The 18,052-nt window shown below is 53.1% G+C and carries 13 protein-coding genes; 3 read left to right on the top strand and 10 right to left on the bottom strand.

Annotated elements, in window-relative coordinates; translation table 11 throughout:
* Nucleotides 1-259: 259 nt before the first annotated feature.
* From C173_RS22235 to C173_RS22245, 3 genes are all read left to right on the top strand, one after another.
* Complete coding sequence (locus tag C173_RS22235) at nt 260-790, top strand: 2'-5' RNA ligase family protein (protein ID WP_036728642.1); 531 nt, start codon at nt 260-262, stop codon at nt 788-790.
* Between the two features lie 34 nt (nt 791-824).
* Nucleotides 825-1,766: an adenosine deaminase gene (locus C173_RS22240; protein WP_036728643.1), complete on the top strand. Its 942-nt coding sequence runs from the start codon at nt 825-827 to the stop codon at nt 1,764-1,766.
* Between the two features lie 82 nt (nt 1,767-1,848).
* A complete protein-coding gene (locus C173_RS22245) occupies nt 1,849-2,388 on the top strand; it encodes a DUF4303 domain-containing protein (protein WP_036728645.1) in 540 nt (179 codons plus the stop codon).
* A 69-nt stretch (nt 2,389-2,457) separates the two neighbouring features.
* Here the strand turns inward: C173_RS22245 and C173_RS22250 are convergent, their stop codons facing one another.
* The 10 genes from C173_RS22250 to C173_RS22295 form a co-directional block, all read right to left on the bottom strand.
* A complete protein-coding gene (locus C173_RS22250; protein ID WP_036728647.1) occupies nt 2,458-2,964 on the bottom strand; it encodes a GNAT family N-acetyltransferase in 507 nt (168 codons plus the stop codon).
* Between the two features lie 150 nt (nt 2,965-3,114).
* Nucleotides 3,115-4,602 (bottom strand): TPM domain-containing protein, encoded by a 1,488-nt coding sequence (locus tag C173_RS33035; protein WP_051478288.1) that lies wholly within the window; start codon nt 4,600-4,602, stop codon nt 3,115-3,117.
* Between the two features lie 129 nt (nt 4,603-4,731).
* Entirely contained in the window at nt 4,732-5,562 is an 831-nt protein-coding gene (locus C173_RS22260) for an aldo/keto reductase (protein WP_036728649.1), read from the bottom strand.
* Between the two features lie 39 nt (nt 5,563-5,601).
* A complete protein-coding gene (locus C173_RS22265; RefSeq protein WP_036728650.1) occupies nt 5,602-10,125 on the bottom strand; it encodes a hypothetical protein in 4,524 nt (1,507 codons plus the stop codon).
* Nucleotides 10,112-10,870, bottom strand: a complete 759-nt coding sequence (locus tag C173_RS22270) for a DUF6063 family protein (RefSeq protein ID WP_036728653.1) — start codon at nt 10,868-10,870, stop codon at nt 10,112-10,114. The genes C173_RS22265 and C173_RS22270 overlap by 14 nt, the downstream gene beginning before the upstream one ends.
* On the bottom strand, nt 10,867-12,390 hold the full coding sequence (locus C173_RS22275) for a hypothetical protein (RefSeq protein ID WP_036728655.1): 1,524 nt from the start codon (nt 12,388-12,390) through the stop codon (nt 10,867-10,869). The genes C173_RS22270 and C173_RS22275 overlap by 4 nt, the downstream gene beginning before the upstream one ends.
* A 277-nt stretch (nt 12,391-12,667) precedes the next feature.
* Entirely contained in the window at nt 12,668-13,264 is a 597-nt protein-coding gene (locus C173_RS22280; RefSeq protein ID WP_235191984.1) for a GNAT family N-acetyltransferase, read from the bottom strand.
* Nucleotides 13,265-13,324: 60 nt separating this feature from the next.
* Entirely contained in the window at nt 13,325-15,238 is a 1,914-nt protein-coding gene (thrS, locus tag C173_RS22285) for a threonine--tRNA ligase (protein WP_036728657.1), read from the bottom strand.
* Between the two features lie 485 nt (nt 15,239-15,723).
* Entirely contained in the window at nt 15,724-16,443 is a 720-nt protein-coding gene (locus tag C173_RS22290; protein WP_235191985.1) for an HAD family hydrolase, read from the bottom strand.
* Nucleotides 16,444-16,614: 171 nt separating this feature from the next.
* Nucleotides 16,615-17,985, bottom strand: coding sequence for a glycoside hydrolase family 64 protein (locus C173_RS22295; protein ID WP_036728662.1), 1,371 nt, complete (start codon nt 17,983-17,985; stop codon nt 16,615-16,617).
* Nucleotides 17,986-18,052: the final 67 nt, after the last annotated feature.

Raw genomic sequence — 18,052 nt, forward strand, 5'->3', positions numbered from 1 at the left:
CGCTGTTGTCTACAGATTTCATGATTTTATACCGTTATTAGCGGTTGAAATCCGTAGACTGCTTATGCTTCCGATGCGAGCTTTCCTGCGGAAAGCTTTCAGGCGGTCGCTACCGCTCCTCCAGTTCCAAAATTCCCCTCCGCCACTTTTCCTTCAACTTAAATTTTCAGTTCAATTTATATAGTTAAGTTACGACTAAATTATGGTAGATTGAAGTTATATCCTAAGCAAAAGGATACAAAGGAAAAGAGGAGCTTGAATGCAGTATTTCATAGGCATCGTGCCGCCACAGAAATTCACCGTAAGAATTATCCAGTTTCAGAACCGCTGGTCCAATAACCGCTTGCAACAGGTAGTTGAGCCTCATATCACAGTGAAAGCTCAGGGCGGATTATATCCGGACTTAGAGTGGTTGCAGTATGTGAAAAAGGTTTGTTCCTCATGTTCGCCGTTTGAGTTATCTTTGACTGCTCCGATATGTATTGGAGATTCTGTCATAGGTTTAGGCGTTCGTTCGCAGCATTTATCAGAGTTACATACTAGAATTGTAAAAGCTGTTTCACCGCCACCAGAGCTTATCGCCCGTTATTTTGAGCTCGACAGCTACCTTCCTCACCTAACCTTGGGACAAACTTGGTGGGGACTGAACGCTGCTGAATTAGTAGAGATGCAAGAGCTGGCAAGAACAGAATTAACACCATTTCCCACTTGGACAGCAACGCATTTGCGGGTGTATACGGAAATTCAGCCCGACAGGTATGTGCCCTATGAGGATATCGCTCTTGGTTAGAATCTTATTGCCTAAAACCTAGGAGGACAGCGGCATGAAACAGCAATTCATCACAGCCTTGGAGCAGAACAATCGGGAGTTGATACGGCAAATACCCAAAGGCGATCTGCACAACCATATCACCCGGGGAGGCAACAAACGGTATATAAGTGCTTGGTGCGATACGGCTATACCGGAATGTCCAACATTTAAGGATCTTGGGGAGATGAACTGCTGGAATACCCGCTATATCAAGCCTTTGCTGCCCGGACGAATCGGGTATGAGAAGCGGATTGAGGCCGCTTTTGTCCAAGCGAAGACCGACGGTGTTCAATTGCTGCATATGAGTGTGACGATGGGAGAAGAAGAGTGGTTTGACGGCTCTATAGCAACACTGATTCAGACCATTCAGGACATTCACCAGCGGGTTGCGCCGGAGATTCATTTTGTGCCGGAGCTTGCCTTTCTTACTCATACACCAATCCAAGAAACCATTGAGAGGCTCGAACAATATCTGGAGTATAACTACTTTAGATCGCTCGATATTTTTGGCGATGAGTCTGCTGTTCCGGGGTTTAAGCAGGCGTTCCGCATTGCGAAGGCGAAAGGGCTGATTCTCAAAGCGCATGTAGGGGAATTTGGTACATCTGATCTGGTAAAAAAAGCGGTGGAGGAACTGGAGCTGGATCAGGTTCAGCATGGCATCGCAGCCGCACAATCGCCAGAGACGATGAAGTGGCTTGCCGACCATCATATCCAGCTTAACATCTGCCCCACCAGCAATATTCTGCTCTCCCGGGTGGCTGATTATGGGTCACATACCATCCGCAAGCTCTATGATTATGGCGTCACAGTCACGGTGAATACGGATGATATGATTATTTTTGACCAGAGTGTGTCGGACGAGTTCGTTAATCTGTACCGGGCCGGATTGTTCAGTGTGGAGGAGTTGAATACGATCCGGGAGAATGCGCTTACGGACGCAAACCGGAAATAAGGACAGGTGCTTGCATTCCTATACGCAACGCCACTATTCTATAAGTGAAGTCATACTTAATCGTAATATAAGGAGGGTTTTAATGAACGCTTTTCTTACTGAATTTGAACAACGGATTCACGAGGGCTTGGTGGCTGACCTTGAAGCTATATTGGCCGAAGTAGCACATGAGAAGGTATATGTCTGCGCAATCGGGACCGATAGCGACTTTGTCACTCTGTTCCTTGCTGTCAATACTGAGCAATCACTTGCCAGACATATTGCCGATATGACAAGTGAAGGCTTATGTGATGATGCTGAAACAGAGCTTTATTACAAATGGGCAATTTCCGAATTTCAATATGGTGAGCATTCGCATTTCAATCATATCAGCCGTTTTTTATATGCAGAGGATAATGTATACCAATATAAAGATGAAATGGTCAAAATCATTGCCAAGGTTGTTAATGAAACCAAGGACGATTTATTCACAAAATATAATCAAACCAAAGAGGACATTACCTTCTTTGTATCCATGACCGACGATGAGCTGGCTGAGGAATTAGAGAATGAATCGGTGGCGCTTATGACAAATCCTGAAATAGTTTCTGAATTTTTGGCACGCTATGATGCTGAAATCTAAAGAAACCTAATAGCGGCAGCCCGGACATTAATATCCCTGACTGCCGCTATAGTAATGGTAATTTGTGCTCTACCTTGATTTTGTCAAGTATAGAGTAAGCTCATCATCCACCCGCACCTGACTTCCAGGAACCACAGGCTTGTTGTCATACATGAGTCCCCGGCCATCCGGAATGTAGCCGCGTTTGGTGTACAGCCTTTGGGCCGTACCGTAGCTGTCATATAATCCGAAACCAATGCCAATTGTGTCAAATCTGGCGAATACTTCTGCTTCGAGAGCGTCCATCAACACACTGCCAATGCCGCATTTCCGTAAGGTAGGAATCACATCAAGATTCTGGATCTCAGGGATGTGATTCTCTGCAAAATGAGGATAGTGTGAGGTATACACGATATGTCCCCAGCCTGCAAACAGATTCTCATGGAAGGCTAATAGCGTAAGCCGCTTCTCCCCTTCGTTTTCTTTCCAACACTGTTCAATGTACGCTAACGGTTTGCTGACATCATGCGGGGCCAGCCCTTCATGTATCCTTGTAATGTCCTCGGACTTCATCCGGCGGACCCTTATAGTACTCATAAAGTCAATCCTTCCTTTCCAGTTGCACTGTGCTTTTGAAAAAAAGCCGCGCATCCCTGCACGGCTTCCCCTTCTTGTCCATACTATGCGTGTTACACTTCAGAATGTTGACGAACAATGCCTAACCCTTAACGGGTCAGAGTACCAGGCTCACCCATGTCTCCCGACACCGCCGCCGCTGCTTGCACTGCCGCCACCGCCGGAATTGCTATCATCGTCGTCATCGTTGGAGGAATACCGGCCGGCTCCGCCGCCGCCCGAGTATCCGCCACCGCCACGATTCCGGTCATCATCATCATCGTCACGCGAGGAATACCGCCCCGATCCCCCTCCGCTCGAAGAACCGCCGCCCCCGGAGTTACTGCCCCAGAAGCTGCTGGAGCTGGATGAGCCGCTCCCCGAGGAGGAGTGATGGTGCGGCCGCCGGTATCTTCTTCTCTGGCTGTAGCCATAGCCGGGCTGGCCGGTCCAGACGCCATATCGCCGGATATTGCGAGGGTTATGCGGATTCAGCCGTATCCCGTAACGGGCAACATAACGGTTGCGCGCGGCAGCCGCGAGACTGATTAGCGCGACAACAACCAGGAAAATCCCGAGAATCATCATCCCCTTCGATCTGGAGACAGGCACCAGCTCCACAGGTTCTTTTGCCTTCACAGGTGCTTTGCTGACGGTGGAGGCTGCTGTAGATGTGGAGTTGCCTGCGGCTTGTCCCGAAGCAGCATCTGCACGGGCCAGGAAGAAGCTGTAGAAGGCATTCGCCGTCCCGGTTGCACCGCCAGCGTAATCTTTTGCCGCGAATTTAGGCTCCAGCACTGTATTCAGAATCCCGCTGATCCGCTCATTCGTCAGCACTCTGTCGATCGACTTGCCCTGTAGCACATGATAGTTATCCCCGCCGATATCCAGCACCAGCATCACATCTCTGGGACCGGCAGCAACCCCGGCGAACTTCGCATAGGTGTAATCCTGCAGGCTCTTGCCGCCAGTATTCTTAACAGTTACCACATAGATTCCGCTCCCGGTGGTAGCCGCGTAACGGTTACTCGACTGGTTCAGATAATCCTTGGTAACTTGCGGGAAGATTCCGGCATTGTCCGACACATAGCTTCGGGTGCCTAGCGTTTCCGAGTAGCTTCCGCCGAGCTTCTGAATGAAGGAGCCATAGGTTTTATAAGCACCGGCGCTATACTTCTTGGCAGCGAAGTCCGGCTCCAGCGATGCCGAGAGAATCTTCGAGATCACACCACTGTTCAGCTCTGTCTCCAGTCCCTTGCCGGGAACCGCCCAGTAATCATCGTCCTTAATGGAGAGCAGCAGCAGCAGTCCATTATTCTTGTCTGCTGAGCCGACTCCCCATGAATTGAACAGCGAGGTCGCATATTTCTCCATAGAGACACCGTTCGTCGAATCCACGGTGACCAGCACTACCTGTGCCCCGGTCTCCTGATAGAGCTTCACCCCATAGTTGACCATGTAATTCTCTGTCTTCTCATCAATTACGCCTGCAAAGTCATTCACATAGAATGATTCTGAATGTTTCGGAACAGCAGCCTCCGCCCGCCCGGGTGCCAGCGGCAGCAGAAGCACAATCATCAGGATGGCGGTAAGTGCTGCTTGTATACTTTTACGATTCATAGTTACCCCTCCGGCTTCTCAATTCTCTTCTATTACTATATCGGTTACGCATAGGATGGACTTATAGTTCCATCTCTCTTATGTGTATGTCCGAATCTAGCAAATATTCGAAAGAGACCGCCGGGCCCTTTACTCGTTGTTGAACCGGTCCGGGTGAGAGCCGAAGCGCTGATCGCGGTTCAGGCCGTTGATCCGGCTGATCTCCTCTTCAGACAGCTCGAAGTCAAAAATATCGGCATTCGCAATAATCCGCTCCTCCTTGACCGACTTCGGAATCGTCACGATTCCGTTCTGCAGATCCCAGCGCAGGATGATCTGCGGCAGTGTTTTGTTGTGTCGGGCTGCAATATCAGCCAGTACCTCATTGTCTAGCAGATGCCCTTGGGCCAGCGGGGCCCAGGCTTCAATCTGAATGCCCTGTGCCTTGCAATATTCGCGGAGCTCCTGCTGGTTAAGCAGCGGATGCAGCTCCACCTGGTTGACCATCGGCTTCACGGTGGCGTCGGCCAGCAGATCCTCCAGATGATCGATCTGGAAGTTGGATACTCCGATGGCACGGACTTTACCGTCCGCATACAGCTTCTCAAGTGCGCGCCAGGTGTCTTTGTATTTGGCCCGGATCGGCCAGTGTACCAGATACAGATCGGCATAATCCAGTCCCAGCTTGCTTAAGCTCTGGTCAAATGCAGCCAGCGTAGAATCATAGCCCTGCTCTGTATTCCATACCTTGGTGGTGATGAACAGCTCCTCACGCGCAACTCCCGATTCACGGATAGCCTGTCCGACCCCTTCTTCATTTCCATAGACGGATGCCGTATCAATACTTCTATAACCGGCCTTGATGGCTGCTTTGACCGAATCCATAACCTCCTGGCCCTCTTGTACCTTGAAGACACCCAGCCCGAACCATGGCATTTCTACACCGTTAGCTAATTTCGTTGCCGATTTTAAGTTCATCATAATCACACTACCACCTGTCTATTGGATTGGTTAGATTAACTAGAATAATGAAGCAGGGATCAGCTTGCGCCCGCCTTTGATCAGGGTCGAATCCAGGGCATCCCCTTTATCTCCGCCAAAATACAGCTGCCAGTACACGCCGAAGCGGATGCTGACATCATTCTTGACCAGCTCCGGCGGCGTGACGATCAGCCACTGGAACTTCAGCGCCTTCGAGATCTCGAAGACCGGATCGAGCACGTTATTCGAGACCATCTCACCGAACGGGTTATCGTACAGGAAGACCGTCCAGCCTTTGTTTTCCCGGTTAACGCGCTTGTGAGTCATAATCATCATCGCCACTAGCAATTGAACAGACTGACGCTGTCCGCCGCTGCCCACCGCCTCATCCAGCGCGCCGCGGTTGATGACCTCCCAATCGGAATAATGATAGTCCTCGGGAGCGGCATACAGGAAGTAATTCTCCGTCACCGGCTTATACACCTGCAACACCGGGAAGCGGTTCTGCAGTGCAGCATACACCATGCGTCCATCGTTAATCAGCTCTCTGACAGCTGAAGCCGGAACCTGCTCCATCTTCGGGAACCGCTCCAGCAGGCTGCTGATGCAGCGGTTGAAGTACTCGCTGACCAGCGGTTCGATGTCATCGGTCGTCCGTGGAACGTTAATATTCCTGTAATTCAGCTTAACCAGCGGGAAGGCATGGCCGTTCTCATTGTGAATGATCATCCGGCGTTCCATCCGCTTCAGAATATCAACGATCTGCACCACACGCTTGGTTGCCCGGCCTACCCACAGCTTGCGGGACAGCTCCATATCCTCTTTATCGCTGCGGATGCTCTCCATCTGATCACGCGAGCTCTGAAGCATGGAATCCAGCACCTGCAAGGCGATAGCGAAATCGTCCCAGTGAACATTGTTCAGGCGTTCCTGAATCTTGGTCTCAAGCTCCGCATTCCAGCCGGACTTGGCCACCTTGCCGCTTAGCTCAGTCTTCTCTTCCTTCACCTTACGGGAGATCTCCGCCCGCTGGCTGCGGCTGGTCTTGCTGCGCTGCAGCCAATCCTCCACCAGCGTCTCGCAGCTCTCCCGCACATTCAGCGGCAATTCTTCCGGCACCTCCCGGAGCGGCACACGGTGCTCGACATGGGTAGCCATGATCCGGCTCTGATTGCCGAGAACGAGCAGCCATTGATCCATAGAAGCCAGCACCTGCTTACTGGTATTCAGCAGATGCTCATTCTCCCGGACCCGCAGACTGATCTCTTCTTCCTTCTGTTCCAGCGGCTCATGCCACAGCTCTACCGTCCGCTCATGCTTCTCCTTGATCGCCTTCTCGGACTTGCCCAGCTCTTTGCGCAGGCTGTCAAGCTCGGTCTGGCAGCGGATGAAGGAATCACGGAGCTGCTGATAGTCCTCGTCCAGAATCATCGTGTCGCTCTTCTGTCGGACTCTGGCGGACTGAATCATATCCGGTGACTCCTGCGGCTCAGGGGCAGACGGCCATCCGGCATCTACCTGCTGCACAGCAGCTTCCAGCTCAGCCAGCTGTTCTCTGGCCGCCTTGATCTGGGCTGTTCTTGTGCGGATCTCCAGCTCATTCTGGCTTAGCGACTGCTGAAGACTCTCAACCGTACTGAGCAGCTGCAGCAGCTTGTCCTGTACCGCCTCATTTAGTACTTCATCGGCAGCAGCTTCATCTGCCTTAACATCCGCCTCAGCATCAGCACCCTGAACCTTCGCACCCGCAAATTCACCGGGGAACTCTATGTCCGGGAACCAGTTCTGCAGCCGCGGGAATACAGAATAGCGGGCATCCCCGATCCATTTCTCGCGCTGCAAGGCGAGACTGTCCATCTCCGCCTTCAGCCGGTCGAGCTGCTGGTCCTTCACCGCAATCTCTTTGCTGAGATTATTCTTCTGTTCCACAGACTTGTGCTTGTCTGTATAGTTCTGCTCGTGCTTCCGGCTCCGCTCACTCCACTCCCGCAGCGCCGCCGCCCGGGTCTCCTGCTCGGACTTCTCCGCTTCACAGGCTGACAGGTCTCTGGAAATTCCAGCCAGAACCTCCTCATAGCGTGCCTGTTCTGCATTCATTTCATTCAGCTGGCTCCGAAGCTCCTGCAGCAGGGTCTCTGCACTCTTCTGTCTAATCCGCAGACTTGCGGTATGCTCGCCCTGATGCAGGCGTTCATATTCCTGCCGGGCGGATCTCAGCTTGGCAAGATACGCTTCCTCCGCCTGAAGCTCCTCCTCCTGCTCACGGAGTCTGGAGGCCATCCCCCGCTTCCACTCCTGGAAATGATCCGGCTGCAAGACCATCTGCGGCCCTTGATGCGCCAGCAGCAGGAAGGCGTCTGTACCGCCCTCCGCCATCTCCTCGCGCACGAAGATCGGGACCGGAGCCTTAAGCAGGAGCTCCTTAAGCAGCTCCGGCTGGAGCTTATCCGCTTCACGCTTCGTGACAATCAGGCCGTAAGGAAGCAGCGGATGACGTTCCAGTTCCTCCTCGCGGACCAGATAAGGCTGATCGTTCAGATACATGGTGCCGGTCATGGAGCTAATCTTGAGGGCATCCAGCGTATCCTTCACCGTTACGATATCATGGTTAGGCAGCCAGTAGGTTTCCTGCTGCAGCTCGACATCCAATAGCTGCTGATAATAATCCCGCCGCAGCCGCTTCGTCTGCTGCTCGGTATCCTCCAGCCTGCGAATGAACCGCTCCTGGATTAGAGGCTTCGCTTCGAATAGAGCTGTCGCGCCCAGCAGCTGATGCTCCTCATACATCTCCAGCAGCACTACGAGCTGTGACCAGAGCTGTGATTCCTTGTTCATCTGGGCTTCGATGCGTCCGCTCAGCTCCTCTGCCTGGGCCTCGGCCCCCAGCAGCTTCTCAGCCAGCCGGGTATGCTGCGTATGCAGGAGCAGCTTCTGGTCTTCAGCGGTCTTACGCTGTTCGTTCAAGGCCTCAATCTGCTCAGTCAGCCCTCTGGCCGCAATCAGCGTCCGCTGTAGGGCGGCTGCCGGTGAGTGGGCGGCTTCCTGTCCGTGGCGGGAAGCGAACACACCCAGCTCCTCCGTATATTGACGGATCATGGCTGTTAATTCCTGGAGCTTCCCATCCAGCCTGCCAAGCTCCAGCAACAATTCCTCCCTGCCCTTGCGTAGAATCTGTTCTTCCGCTGCATGAGAATGCTGCTGTCCGCTGTAGAACAGGCTCTTCGCCTGCCATAGCCGGTAGACCTGCTCCCACTGTACCCGCAGCTCCTGCTTGGCCCCTTGTATCACCTCTTGGCGCTCCTTCATCGCAAGCGACCCTTCGATGGCTTCAATCTCCTTCTGCCACTGCTCCATCTGGCGGAGCTGCAGCTTGCGCCGGGCCAGATAATGGGCAACCTCCAGCGACTTCTCCCGCTGCTTGGATTCTTCCAGACGCTGCTTGGCCCGTGTCTGATTGTCCGAGACCGCTCTGAAGTGCTCCTGCTTGCCGTCATGCTCTTCCTTCAGCCGCAGGTACTTCAGATTATCGCTCTCGAATCTGAGCGTCTTCGCTTCCAGATAATGTCCGGCCAGCTCATCCGCCGTTCTGCGGCGCTTGTCTTCCGCCTGCTTCAGTTCATCATGAATAACGGTATAGAGCTGCGCTCCTAGCCTCTCGGTCTCCCGGAAGCTGAGGTCCGCCTCCGTTCCGAGTTTCACCGCTTCATACAGAGGAGCCGCAAGAGAGGTGAACTCGGCAAAAGCCCGCTCCCGCTGCTCCAGCATCGGCAGCCGCTGTGCAACCGTAGCGGTATCCACGAACATCCGCTGAAGAGAGCCTTCATCCTCGCGCATACTTCCCCCAAGACTGGAACCAATCTCTGGAATAATCAGCCGCTCAAAAAGATTATGATTGGTGAAGGCGTCATTTTTCTGAAAATAGCCCTTGATGCCGCCCTCTTCCCCGTTGATTCTGCGCATATTGCGCCATTCATCAATATGGATATCATGGTCAGCCAGGTAGGCATAGTATTTCTTCAGATCGGAGCTGCTGCTGCCGTAGACATTAATCTCACCCCGCCGTTCCCGCACAAACTGCTGAATCGCTTCGAAGCTCGCAGGCGTATTCAGCTCATGATCATATAAGGGCAGGGTGGATAGTGTAAGCTCAGCCGTCTCCTCATATTTCAGCAGCGCGTATAGCAGATAATCCACTTTGATCTCAAGCTGGTCCATGGAATGCTGCGCAGTCATCGCGATCCCGGTGGTGACATACTCCGTCCGCTCCTTATCGTCGAGCCGCCATTCGATCGCCACGTGGAAGGTGTAGGGCTTCAGCTGTTTTTTGTGATTATGGAAGAAGGCCTCGACCTGGTTCTCATTATCCTTACCCCAGGCGGCTCTAGGCATCAGCAACTGGAAAATCGACTGCAGCAGCACGCCCTTCCCCCCGCCGTTCATCAGCGTAATCAGGGTATTGGCCGGACCTTCTTCATTACAGAGATCAAGGATCATATCCTCATATTTCTTCAGCATCTTCTCGTATTTCAGTCCGGCGATGCGGATTCGCTCAATGCGCGGCATGGGCTTCACCTTCCTGTTCGCTGAGTGTGCGGCCAACCAGAGCCTTCAGCTCTTTGTACCGGTCCACATCGTGGTAGAGATAACGCATCCGCTCGTACAGCTCTTCCCTTGGGAAAATCCGCTTCTCATTCTCGGAAATGAACACCAGATGCTCCTCCTCCAGCAGCTTCATCCCTTCGTGGATGAGGCCAATCCGTGAGCCTGCGCCGCGGGTTAGCGAATCACCCTCCTCCTGGCTGCGGGTCTGCATATAGAGGCTGGTCCACACTCTGTGCATCGCCTGGATATCCAGCCGCCACTGCTTGCTGAAGCTGCCGTCTTCATCCATGCCGATCCAGCCTTGGAACAGCTCGGATACCTGATCCGACAACTGAATATAGGACATGCTGTCCTGTCCCGGCTTGAAGTGCTGCTCATCCTGGTCCATCTCCGCCAGAAAGACGAGGATAATAACGTTAATGATATGTAGATGCGTCTTGCGCTCAATCCGTGAATACTTATTGCGCAGCTGAGTGAAGTTGCTGGCGAATCCGGAGCCGATCGGACTCACGAGCAGGTGCAGGCGGTGACCGGAATTCATAATCCGGCAGCCGGCTTCTTTGGCTACGTATTGCAAGGCATCATAAGCGGCGGTATCCTGCAGACATTCGGCGGCAGCGGGATCATCCAGCGGAATCACCTTGCGCTTAAGCAGGTCGAAGAACAGCCGGGAAGCCTGCTGAACTTGCTCTAGGGAATAACTCATATCCGAATCATCTCACTTCTCTCTACTATAGTAATGGTATAAGGGCTGATCTCAAGACCAGGGATACGGATGCGGTCCTGCTGCTGTGAAGAGATGGTGGTCCGCAGCCTTGCGCCGCGCAGCACCGCAAGCTCCGGGTGGTCCAGCATCAGCCGCTGAAGCAGCTTCTGGCATTCGTCTGCCACCCCGTGGCCCTCTACTTCCTGTTCCTCGACAGTAATTACGGTATGGAAAAATTGCACCCACAAATCCACGGCATCCGGGCAATCCGCCCAGCGCCGTTGCTCCTGCTCCGTGAACACCTCGGCAGTGAAGGTGAAGCTGCCGTGCGCAGCCACTCCGGCTATGACCGGCAGCCACAGCTCGCATACCTCGGTCCAGGGAATACCTCTGGGCACATAATGGATGTCCTCGTCTTCCCCAGCTTCCTCCGTCACATCCGGCGTATCCTCCGGCAGGAAGCCAACCTCCTGCTCTTCCCAGGCCCAGGCCAGCGGATAGATGAAATCCTGGCTGGGCGAGAACAGCCCGCTGATCAGCGTCTCCAGGCTATCCCCATCCCGCAGCCCTTCGGGCTTCACCCATTCCTCCCACACATGGGTGCGGAAGTTAAAGCCCGCTGCTCCCCAGAATAATTCCGGGAAGTTCAGCCGCAGATTCGTCTCCGCTTCGAAGATGCTCAGCACGACCTCGGCCAGCTCGTCATGCACCCGCCGGGACAGCTCCACCCGCTCGGAGAGCTGACGCAGCTCATTGAAATCAATGACATCCTTCTCATCATTGGCCAGCCGGGCCAGCGAGCGGTGGATATTATCGAAATGCTTACGTTCCTCGTCAAACTGCTGGTGGATCTCCTCCAGCCGCTCGTGCCGCTGAGTGCCGTATTCGCTGAAGATATGCTTCGGATTACGGCGCAGGGCATTGCGGTATTCCTGCTGCTGCTGAGTCATTTTGCGCACGCGGGAGATGAGCTCATTCACATCCTGCATCGCCCGGGTAACCCGTCCATGCTTGATGTGCATCTGAATCTCCAGCAGCTTGATGCTGACCTGGAACTCATCGATAATCTCGTGGCTCATGAAGATCAGCTCCATCGCATACTCGGAGAGCCGGTAAATGGTCGTCCCGTTCTCCTCCCAGCTGATACGCGTAGCATCCTCGTCCACAGTGAAATACTTGTATTTCTGGACCCCGATCTGCCGGGTGTGATCATCGTAATAATGGGACTCGAAATCCCCGCCGCTGCCGCTCCACAGCAGTCCGTCTACCAGCCGTTCAACCGATTCCGGGCTGCCGAGCTTCTCTATGCCGAAGCGCTCCAACGAGCTCCAGGCCAGATCCACCAGGTCCTCCCTGGCCCGCTGTTCGTTCGATTCCAGCTCCAGATAATAGACCTGCAGCAGCACACTAAGCGCAATCATTTCCTTATACGGCTGCAGCTCACCCAGATTCATGCCTGCACCGAGACTCCACAAGGGGTTCAGCCGCTTGTTCCGTTCTCCGAAATCATTCCAGTTCATGCTCTTGCCAACCTCGCCATCACTTCATAATTTCCCTACAACATAACATAAACCCATATCCGCACCGAAGGGTGAAGGTTGGGCCGGAACATACACAGTTATTGACGGTTTGTTCATGCTCAGAACCCCGAGATAATGGGAATGTATGTTTCTATTCTCATGTCATTCTATTATATCAATGTTTCATAGATATGGCTATTTGCAAAAAAAATAGAGGCGCCCGCGCTGGGCCCCCTCTATATTTTAAAGCTACTTCATACCACATCATAGCACACAGCTATTTGTATTTCTCATTCACCAGATATTGCAGATTCTTCTTCACCGCAGGCCATTCTTCATCGATAATGCTGTACAGCACATTGTCCATAACAGCGCCTTGAGCGGTGATCCTATGCTTGCGCAGAATGCCCTCCCGGACCGCTCCAATTCGCTCAATGGCCCGCTGGGAGCGCAGATTGTGACTGACAATGGAGAAGTCCACGCGGATCAGGCCCAGCACTTCGAAGGCATATTGCAGTAAAAGCAGCTTCGACTCTGTATTCACCGCAGTTCTCCAGTATTCCGGTGAAATCCAGGTGCAGCCGATCTCTGCATTGCGATGCGTACGGTCCAGATGCATCAACCGCGTGGTCCCTACGATCCGGCCGGATGGCTGCTCTATCATGACATAAGGCATATCCTTGCCTGCCGCCTGATTCTCCAGAGCCGTATCCACCAGTTGTCCTGCCTCTTCCTCTGAGCTGATCTGCCTCCAGGTGTACTCCCAGATCAGCGGATTGTGCAGCAAATTCTTAAGCTCAAGCTTATGCTCCTCCGCCAAAGGCACAAGCCGGATTACGTTGCCTGCAAGCTGGCCTGCTTCTATTACTCTCAACTGACTTCCCCCTATATCTTTTTACCTGTTATGCTTTTCAACTATTATATATGAAGCGATTTATTCCCAACCGTCAATCTTAGCTGTCAGTTGCTGAATGAACTCCTGGGCGCTCAGTGTGAATAATGTGTTCTCCGCACGGCTTCGTACCGAGATTGTTCCGTCATTCTGCTCCTGATCTCCCAGTACCAGCATATAAGGGATTTTCTCCAGCTGAGCTTCACGGATTCTGTAGCCCAGCTTCTCATTCCGGGAATCTACCTCCACCCGCAGTCCGGCTGTTGCCAGCTGTCTTCTGACCTGCTCGGCGTACTCGTCATGAACCACAGAGACTGGCAGCAGCTTGACCTGCACCGGAGACAGCCACAGCGGAAATGCTCCGCTATAGTGCTCTGTAAGAATACCCATGAACCGGTCAATAGAGCCGAACACCGCACGATGGATGACAACCGGACGATGCTTGTTGTTATCTTCGCCAATGTAAGTCAGGTCGAACTTCTCAGGCATCTGGAAATCCAGTTGAATCGTACCGCATTGCCAGCTCCGCTTCAGGGCATCGAGGACATGGAAATCAATCTTCGGTCCGTAAAAAGCGCCATCCCCCGCATTCACGCGGTACTCTATTCCATTCTTCTTCAATACACGCTCCAGCGACTCCTCCGCCTGATCCCAGAGCTCTTCGGACCCCATATAGTCCTCCGGGCGTGTAGACAGCTCGACCTTGTACTCGAATCCGAAGATCGAATAGAACTGATCGATCAGCTCCAGCACCCGCGATATCTCAGATTCAATCTGCTCCGGCAGCACGAACAAATGGGCATCATCCTGGCAAAAAGTACGGACCCGCATCATCCCGTTCAACGCACCTGAGGATTCATGGCGGTGAACCTGGCCGTATTCCGCAATGCGGATCGGCAGATCCCGGTAGGAACGGAGGCTGTTCTTGTAGATCAGCATGTGTCCTGGACAGTTCATCGGCTTCAGCGCAAAGTCTGTCTCATCCACCTTCGTGAAATACATCTCATCCTTGTAATGATCCCAGTGCCCGGATTGCTCCCACAGACGGCGGTTCATCATCAGCGGCGAGCGGACCTCCTCGTACCCGTCTGCGCGCTGCAGCCTGCGGGAGAAATCCTCCAGCGCTGTGCGGATGAGCATCCCTTTGGCCAGGTAGAACGGCATGCCCGGCGCTTCCTCGGAGAACATGAACAAGCCCAGCTCCTTGCCCAGCTTGCGGTGATCCCGTTTCTTCGCTTCCTCCAGCAGGTGCAGATGCTCCTCAAGTAGAGCTGTGCTCAGGAAAGCCGTGCCGTATATCCGCTGAAGCACCTGATTGTCAGCATCCCCGCGCCAGTAGGCACCCGCTACACTAAGCAGCTTGAACGCCTTAATCCGGCCAGTGGAGGGCAGATGCGGCCCCCGGCACAGATCCGTGAATTCGCCTTGCTCATACAGGCTGATGACCGCGTCCTCCGGCATATCCCGGAGCAGCTCCAGCTTCAGCGGCTCTTCCAGCTGTTCAAAGAACTGCACCGCTTCCGCCCGGCTGACCACCCAGCGCCGGATCGGCAGGTTCTCCTTGATGATCTTCCCCATCTCCCGCTCAATCGCAGCAAGATCCTCGCTGGACAGAGGCTGGTCAATATCTATGTCGTAATAGAAGCCGTCCTGGATCACCGGACCAATGCCCAGCTTCACGTTCCGTTCTCCATAGATCCGTTTAATTGCCTGGGCCAACACATGGGCTGTGCTGTGTCTGTGAATCATCAGCCCGTCGCTGCTGTCTGCTAACACAATCTCCACGAGGCTGTCCCCTTCAACCGGACAATCAAGGTCAACGAGTCTGCCATCGATTTTGCCGGCTACTGCATTCTTCCTCAGACTTACGCTAATCGACTCCGCAATCTGCGCAATTGTGGTGTTACGCGAATACCTCCTATTTGCTCCATCCGGCAGCTGCGCTTGAATCTCCATGATTATGGCCTCCATTTCTTCAGTGTATATTCGTATATGTGAACACAAAAAAACGCATCTCATCCCGGAAAGGGACGAGTGCGTCTTAAGCTCGTGGTTCCACCCTAATTCGACTATACGTCACTTCACCCCCGGCTGTTCGGCGGAAACGTGATCAGTACAATCCTCATGGCATCCGTTAACGGGGATGGGTCGGTGGCATTTACAGCCTCGCTAACAGCAGGAGGGTTCAGTGTCACGGCTATAGAGGGGTAACATCCGGCTGGTCTCTGTAAGAAGCTCTCACCTTGCACTTCTCTCTCTGGTCAGTCCTCACGGGATATCCTGTCTCTGGTCATCGCCTTGGTTATGGTGTTGCTGGTTACATAATACGCACGGTCTTCGTCAGAAGTCAATACCGCGCAGAAAAAAACTTAAAATCCGCTTCCCGCTCGACCGCTTAATCCTTTTAACTTTAACTCCCTTAATCCCTCAGCCCGCGGGCCTTATCCGTTAAGCTCAGTCCGCTGCAACCGCAGAATAATATCCCCTACTTCTTCCACCGTATGCGCAATAAAATCCGCTCCGGCCGCCGATAATTCCTCCTCGGAACCATAGCCGAACAACACGCCCACAGAGGCTACACCGCAGGCTTTTGCCCCAATAATGTCATGCTCCCGGTCCCCGATCATCAGCGACTGCGAAGCAAGAAGATTATTCTCGTCCAGCACGTATTGAATGACCTCGCGCTTCTTCGAGCGTGTCCCGTCCAGATTACTGCCTGCCGCATACTTGAAGAATCCGTCCAGCTCATAATGGCGCAGAATCTGCTCAGCGAATACAATAGGCTTGGAGGTCGCCACATACAGCTCGAACCCCTTGGCCCTCAAGCTCTCCAGCAGCTCTGGAATGCCTGCAATCACATGATTCTCGAACATCCCCAGCGTCCGGTATCGCTCCCTGTAGAACTCCACAGCCTGTGCCGCTGCCTCCGCCGTGAAGCCCTGAATTTCAATAAAAGAATCATATAGCGGCGGACCTATGTAAGGAATCAGCAGGTCAGGGTGCTCCACCTCGATGCTGAATTGGTTAAGCGCATACTCCACGCTTTTGGTAATGCCTTCCTTTGGGTCAGTCAATGTGCCGTCCAGATCAAATAAGATGTGCTTCAAGCTGTCCTTCATCTCTCCCGGATGCTCCCTTCGTGTGCAATTGCTATCTATCATACCTTTCTTCCTGTTTATTTTCTATAGATTAGCCTTTTTAGTCTCTTTGGATTGAATAGACATGTGAAAGAGCCGGTTGCCTGCTTATATTCAGGACCGGCTCTATATGCGATATCCCTCATTTGCTGATGATTGAGGAAGCTGTGCTGCTTGAAGCCATCGGCTTCGTGCTTACCAGGCCACGCGGATAATCAGGCCCTTAGGGTCACCGACTTCCAGATAAGCTGCCTGGCCGTTGACATCATCATACGGGAAGCCGTAAGCCAGTCCGCTGATGCTATGGTCATGCCAGAATTTTGCATAAAAGTTGGCGGGAGCCGCATTGTAATAGTTCGCTACGTTGTTCCAGTTACTAGTGGTGTACACATGGCGGTTGATCGCAGCGGAAGTGGCGGCATCGATTAACGAACCGTCATTGCGCAGAATATCCTGGGTGCTGTAGCTGGAATAGCCTGCAAAGTAATTCGCGTTGGCACCGCCGGCCTTGAACGATCCATGGACTGGAGCAATAATCCGGTAAGGCGCCTGATCGGTTGCAAGTGATTTGAAGGCAGCGGGAACTTCATTTTGGTATTTGGTGAAAATTCCGGCCCGTGTCTCCGATTCCAGCTCGCCTACCGTCTTGTCATAACCGCCGGACAAGCCGACCAGCCGGTGCTGGATCGGGAAGCCGAAGGCATCTACACGGGTGGTATTACCATGATAGCCTGTAGCATCCACCGTGAATTCAACGAAGTCGAAATAGAGATTGCGGTTAGGATCGGTCGGATTATCAATATCCGGTCCGGCGAAGCCGTCGTCATAGGTCTTAATATACAACGGCGTGCCGACACTTAGGAACATGCGGCCGGAGGTGATTTTGGGCAGCGTTACCCAGTTGGTCTGGCTAACCGTATGATAAATATTGGCATAGTTGACCCCGTTCTTGGTCAGATGGCCGGAAGCATTATTCAGCGCATTCGAGATCGGAATGAGATTGCCGCTAAGATCCAGATAACTCCATTTACCGTTGGCCGGATTGATGCCGATGACGCCCCAATAGACCTGGTTATCGGGGTAAGCGCCTCCCGTTCCGTTCATGACTTTGACAGACACGGAGCCTCCCGGCGGTGTAGGAATAGAAGAGGCAGCGATAGAATAGATGGAACCGGAAGACCCGGAAGGCGGAGTAGTCGGCGCTGCAGTGGGCGCAGTTCCCGCAGTGTAGTTGAACCAGCCGGTATCATAAGCCGGAGTCCCATTGTTGTAGGTGAAGAAGTACGAGAGTGCTGTGCCGCTGGCGACGCCTGTAACCACCTGCTCATAACGCGATTTACTGTTGTTATAAGTCATTCGGTAGTTTAGCTGGGTTCCCGAGTTCACCTTGTAATGCACATCGGTCCAGCTGGTACTGACCGTAGATTTGAACCAGATGGTAGCTGAGGTTCCCGACAGATCTACCCCTTGGGTATAATCAGCTGCGGCTGCTTTGGAATTGAACAAAGGCAGGCAAGAGAGCAGAAGCACGAACGCAAGCATCGTCATTAGCCATTTTTTGGACATTCTTAGATTCCTCCTGAATAATATTGGCATTGCAGCACTTCCCTTCAACTACAGGAGCTATAGAACA

The organism is Paenibacillus sp. FSL R7-277, assembly GCF_000517965.1.
GTDB classification, from domain to species: Bacteria; Bacillota; Bacilli; order Paenibacillales; family Paenibacillaceae; genus Paenibacillus_AQ; species Paenibacillus_AQ silagei.

Bases quoted from the DNA above. Each gene is read 5' to 3' on its own strand.
- C173_RS22235 (WP_036728642.1), top strand. From the start codon at position 260: ATGCAGTATTTCATAGGCATCGTGCCGCCACAGAAATTCACCGTAAGA.
- C173_RS22240 (WP_036728643.1), top strand. From the start codon at position 825: ATGAAACAGCAATTCATCACAGCCTTGGAGCAGAACAATCGGGAGTTG.
- C173_RS22245 (WP_036728645.1), top strand. From the start codon at position 1,849: ATGAACGCTTTTCTTACTGAATTTGAACAACGGATTCACGAGGGCTTG.
- C173_RS22250 (WP_036728647.1), bottom strand. From the start codon at position 2,964: ATGAGTACTATAAGGGTCCGCCGGATGAAGTCCGAGGACATTACAAGG.
- C173_RS33035 (WP_051478288.1), bottom strand. From the start codon at position 4,602: ATGAATCGTAAAAGTATACAAGCAGCACTTACCGCCATCCTGATGATT.
- C173_RS22260 (WP_036728649.1), bottom strand. From the start codon at position 5,562: ATGATGAACTTAAAATCGGCAACGAAATTAGCTAACGGTGTAGAAATG.
- C173_RS22265 (WP_036728650.1), bottom strand. From the start codon at position 10,125: ATGCCGCGCATTGAGCGAATCCGCATCGCCGGACTGAAATACGAGAAG.
- C173_RS22270 (WP_036728653.1), bottom strand. From the start codon at position 10,870: ATGAGTTATTCCCTAGAGCAAGTTCAGCAGGCTTCCCGGCTGTTCTTC.
- C173_RS22275 (WP_036728655.1), bottom strand. From the start codon at position 12,390: ATGAACTGGAATGATTTCGGAGAACGGAACAAGCGGCTGAACCCCTTG.
- thrS (WP_036728657.1), bottom strand. From the start codon at position 15,238: ATGGAGATTCAAGCGCAGCTGCCGGATGGAGCAAATAGGAGGTATTCG.
- C173_RS22290 (WP_235191985.1), bottom strand. From the start codon at position 16,443: ATGATAGATAGCAATTGCACACGAAGGGAGCATCCGGGAGAGATGAAG.
- C173_RS22295 (WP_036728662.1), bottom strand. From the start codon at position 17,985: ATGTCCAAAAAATGGCTAATGACGATGCTTGCGTTCGTGCTTCTGCTC.